Annotated in this window: 2 protein-coding genes; both read left to right on the forward strand. The window is 74.3% G+C overall.

All coding sequences use genetic code 11. The annotated features are described in order from the left end of the window. The first annotated feature begins 221 nt into the window (after positions 1-221). Positions 222-1,310, forward strand: a complete 1,089-nt coding sequence (locus tag G3I40_RS20220) for a sialidase family protein (protein WP_164303549.1) — start codon at positions 222-224, stop codon at positions 1,308-1,310. Positions 1,311-1,402: 92 nt separating this feature from the next. Beyond that, positions 1,403-2,080: a uracil-DNA glycosylase gene (locus G3I40_RS20225; RefSeq protein ID WP_164303551.1), complete on the forward strand. Its 678-nt coding sequence runs from the start codon at positions 1,403-1,405 to the stop codon at positions 2,078-2,080. Positions 2,081-2,202 lie beyond the last annotated feature (122 nt).

The raw sequence follows: 2,202 nt of genomic DNA on the forward strand, positions 1-2,202 counted from the left end.
GGGCCCGGCCCGTGGGAGGCCTGGCCGTGGTCGCTCGCGGGCCTCGCGCCCCGGGCCGCGCACGCGGCGGGGGCAGGCGTGCCCCTGATGCTGCTGTGGCAGTTCCGGCGTCCGGGAACCGCCCGCTGACCTGCGGCGCAGCCGTATGCGGCGGCCATTGTCAGTGGCGGGGTGCAGACTGGCCGATACCTGGAGACAACGACGTTTCGGAGGTGTTCGGCATGACCGATGTACTGCTGGCGGTGGGCACGCGCAAAGGCCTGTTCCTGGGGCGAAAGCGTGGTGGAGCGGCCTGGGAATTCGACGAGAGTCCGTACTTCAACGCGCAGGCGGTGTACGCCGTCGCCCTCGACACCCGGGGGGACACCCCCCGTTTGCTGGCGAGCGGGGACAGCGCGCACTGGGGCCCTTCCGTCTTCCACTCGGACGACCTGGGCCGCACCTGGACCGAGCCGGCCGCGCCCGCCGTCAAGTTCCCCAAGGACACCGGGGCTTCACTGGAGCGGGTCTGGCAGCTGCACCCGGCCGCCGCCGAACCGGACGTGGTGTACGCGGGCACGGAGCCGGCCGCGCTGTACCGCTCGCGGGACCGCGGTGAGACCTTCGAGCTGTGCCGCCCGCTGTGGGAGCACCCGACGCGCTCGCAGTGGGTGCCGGGCGGCGGGGGCGAGGGCCTGCACACGGTGCTCACGGACGAGCGCGACCCGCGTGCCCTGACGGTGGCGGTGTCGACGGCCGGGGTGTTCCGCTCGGCGGACGGCGGAGAGAGCTGGGCGCCGTCGAACTCGGGGGTGTCCGCGGTGTTCCTGCCCGACCCCGATCCGGAGTTCGGACAGTGCGTGCACAAGGTGGCGCGGGACGCCGCCGACCCGGACCGGCTGTATCTGCAGAACCACTGGGGCGTGTACCGCAGCGACGACGCGGGCGGGAAGTGGACGGACATCGGCGCCGGGCTGCCCTCGACGTTCGGCTTCGGCGTGGCCGCCCACCCGCACCGCGGCGACACGGCGTACGTCTTCCCGATCACCGCGGACGCGGACCGGGTCCCGGCCGATCACCGCTGCCGCGTCTTCCGCACCCAGGACGCGGGCGCGAGTTGGGAGCCGCTGAGCCGGGGCCTGCCCGAGGGCGACCACTACGGCACGGTCCTGCGGGACGCCCTGTGCACGGACGACGCGGACCCGGCGGGCGTGTACTTCGGCAATCGCAACGGCGAGGTGTACGCGTCGGCCGACGACGGGGACAGCTGGCAGCAGTTGGCGTCGCACCTACCGGACGTGCTGTGCGTGCGTGCGGCCGTCGTGGGGTGACGCGGGCGGGCCGGTCGGCCGCGAGGGGCCGCCGTGCGCCCCGGCCGACCGCCGGTTGAAGTGCCCTGTGCGGACGGCAGTAGGGTGACGCCGTGGCACCACGACCCTTGCATGAAATCGTCGAAGCGGGCTGGGCGAAGGCCCTGGAACCCGTGGCCGGGCAGATCACCGCGATGGGAGAGTTCCTGCGCGCGGAGATCGCCGCCGGGCGCACCTACCTCCCGGCGGGCTCACACGTGCTCCGCGCCTTCCAGCAACCCTTCGACGACGTACGGGTGTTGATCGTCGGGCAGGACCCGTACCCGACGCCGGGGCACGCGGTGGGGCTGAGCTTCTCCGTGGCGCCGGAGGTGCGCCCGCTGCCGGGCAGCCTCCTCAACATCTACCGGGAGCTCGGCACCGACCTCGGCCTGCCCGCGCCGTCGAACGGCGACCTGACGCCCTGGGCACAGCAGGGGGTGCTGCTGCTCAACAGGGCGCTGACCGTGGCGCCCCGACGCCCCGCCTCCCACCGCGACAAGGGGTGGGAGCAGGTGACCGAGCAGGCGATCAAGGCCCTCGCCGCGCGCGGGCGCCCCCTGGTGTCCATCCTGTGGGGCCGGGACGCGCGCAACACGCGGCCGTGGCTCGACGCGTATCCGGCGATCGAGTCGCCGCACCCCTCCCCCATGTCGGCGGACCGCGGCTTCTTCGGCTCGCGCCCCTTCAGCCGGGCCAACGACCTGCTCGCGCGGCAGGGCGCACAGCCCATCGACTGGCGGCTGCCGTGACCGGCCGCGCCGGGGACCCCTGGGTCCTCGGGGTGGACTCGGGCGGCTCGGGCCTGCGGGTCGCGCTCGCCACGGTCGACGGCCTGGCGCACCCCGCGACGGCCACCTCCCGCGAGCCGGTG

The organism is Streptomyces sp. SID14478, assembly GCF_010548525.1.
Lineage (GTDB): Bacteria > Actinomycetota > Actinomycetes > Streptomycetales > Streptomycetaceae > Streptomyces.